Here is a 1728-nt window from a genome sequence, read left to right as displayed (position 1 = left end):
GGCAGCGCAACGAGGCACTGTCCCTGCGCGCCACCGATTCCGCCCGCGACCTGATCGCCACCCGGCCCACCGACGCCGCGGCCCTGGCGCTGGCCGCGTACCGGCTCACACCCACTGTCGAGGCCCGCGACGTGCTGGTCCTGGCGCACGCCGCCGCGGAGGCCACCACCCTCGGGCGCGGATACGTGCACCCACCCGGCCGGTTCGCGGTCACCTACGACACCCGCACGCTGGGGGAACGGCTGTGGCGGCGGGACGGTGAGACGTGGCGGCAGGCCGGCAGCCTGCCCACCGCCAACAGCTATCTGCACATGAACAGCCTCGACGAGCGCCGGGCGATCTACTGGAGTGGAAACACCCGTTCCCAGCTCTGGGACCTGGCCGACCTGGATCGCCCCCGGTCCGTCCGGGTGCCGGCCGGGCTTGGGCTGATGCAGGGCATGGACCGGACCGGCTCGCTGCTGAGTGCCCTGGGCCCGGACCGTACGGCCAGAGTCTGGCGGGTCGGTGACCGCTCGGTCCGCACTTTGCCGGCCCGCGACGTGGTCGGGACCGCGGTGCTGGCCGACGGCACGGGCGTCGTCCTCAGCCGGCGCACCGGTGACCAGGACACCATCGAACGCTGGACCGTCGACGGCCGCCGGATCAGCACCCTGTTGCAGGCCCCGCACCCGGCGATCGTCCGGGCGGGACCGGCTGGGCTGATCGCCGTCACGGCGTACCAGGACGACACGACCACGACCGTCCTCGACGTCGCCGATCCCCACGCGCCGCGGGTCGTGGCCCGCGTCAGCGGCCTCGACGAGACGACCGACCTGGCCTTCGACGCCGCCGGGCGGACCGTGGCGGTCGTCGACGGGGCCGGGGCCCGGATCTGGGACACCGCGACCGGCCGGGACCTCCTCCGGCTGCACACCCAGGGCCTGCGCCTCTCCTCGCCCCGGCTCAGTGGCAACGACCTGTTCGTCCTGGACGGCAAGTCGGCGATGTGGCTCATCAACCCCGATCTCGCCGCGGTGATCCAGCAGACCTGCGAGCGGCCGGTCACCGTGGACTGGCACCGGTATTTCCCCGGCACCAGCCCCCGGCCGCTGTGCCCGCCACGGTGAGTCCGCTCAGTACTTGAACTGGCTGACCAGGGTGTGCAGCGTCGCGCTCATCGTGGCCAGCTCGTTCACCGCGGCCTGGGAGCCCCCGATCGCGGTGGACGTCTCCGTCGCGGCGCCGGCGACCGCCGTCAGGCTGCCGGAGATGTCGCGGCTGCTGCCGGAGGCGTCGGAGATGTTGCGGGCCATCTCCGAGGTGGTCGCCGTCTGCTCCTCGACCGCCGACGCGATGGTGGTCTGGTAGTCGTTGACCTGCAGGATGATCTGGCTCATCCGGTCGATGGCCTCCGTCGTGGCGGTGGCGCTGGTCTGGATGTCGGTCACCCGGCGGCCGATGTCGCCGGTCGCCCGCGCGGTCTCCTGGGCCAGGTCCTTGACCTCGGAGGCGACCACGGCGAAGCCCTTGCCCATCTCCCCGGCCCGGGCGGCTTCGATGGTGGCGTTGAGGGCCAGCAGGTTGGTCTGCTCGGCGATCGCGGTGATCAGCTTGATGACGTTGTCGATCTCGGCGGACGAGCTGCCGAGCTCCTTGACGGTCCGGGTGGCCTCGCTCGCCACGTCGACGGCCTCGGCGCCGGCCCGGCTGGCGTCGGCGGCGTTCGAGGCGATCTCCCGGATCGAG

2 protein-coding genes are annotated in these 1728 nt (G+C 72.6%); one reads left to right on the top strand and one right to left on the bottom strand.

The genetic code is table 11. The features are described 5' to 3' along the window. Positions 1–1109: hypothetical protein (locus AB0C29_RS46940; RefSeq protein WP_360834671.1), on the top strand; the 1109-nt coding region annotated here is incomplete at its 5' end. 6 nt (positions 1110–1115) lie between these two features. Here the strand turns inward: AB0C29_RS46940 and AB0C29_RS46935 are convergent. Continuing rightward, positions 1116–1728 (bottom strand): methyl-accepting chemotaxis protein (locus tag AB0C29_RS46935; protein ID WP_360834669.1); only part of this gene is annotated, 613 nt, incomplete at its 5' end.

The sequence above is a fragment of the Actinoplanes sp. NPDC048791 genome, from assembly GCF_040650095.1.
In the GTDB taxonomy this organism is placed as follows: Bacteria; Actinomycetota; Actinomycetes; order Mycobacteriales; family Micromonosporaceae; genus Actinoplanes.
Note: the sequence above shows the minus strand (reverse complement) of the source record. Positions and strands in the feature narration are given on the sequence as shown.